Genomic DNA, 351 nt, shown 5'->3' with positions numbered 1-351 from the left:
TTGGTCTGCCGCTTCCCCTCCGCTTATCACGGTCACTCACCTTCCTTTCTTTCCTCTTCTCTTGTCTTATAACCGATAGCGTTTCTTTCCTTTCTTTTGAGCGGGCTAAAATTCCCTGGCATAAGTTTCCTTCTTCTTTCAAGCTTTGCAGTTTACCGGATAGTTGGGAAATCTCCGCTTTCATAACATCAACCTGTGTCGTATCGGTTTTCTCTATATGTCTGACCTGGTGTCGCAAGTGTTTCCTTGTCTCAGTTAATACCGTTATCTGCTCTTCCACTTCTTTCTGATATGATAAAAGCTGCTCTGCGGTATCAATCTGATGCCTGCAAAGCAGCCTCGTCTCCTTGG

At 45.0% G+C, this 351-nt stretch carries 1 pseudogene; it reads right to left on the bottom strand.

Features of this window, described 5'->3' with window-relative positions:
• Positions 1–184 (bottom strand): annotated as a pseudogene (locus NE619_RS19365) (relaxase); the annotation flags it as partial.
• Positions 185–351 lie beyond the last annotated feature (167 nt).

The organism is Anaerovorax odorimutans, assembly GCF_024459955.1.
Lineage (GTDB): Bacteria > Bacillota > Clostridia > Peptostreptococcales > Anaerovoracaceae > Hominibacterium > Hominibacterium odorimutans_A.
This window is presented reverse-complemented; position numbering and strand designations above follow the sequence as displayed.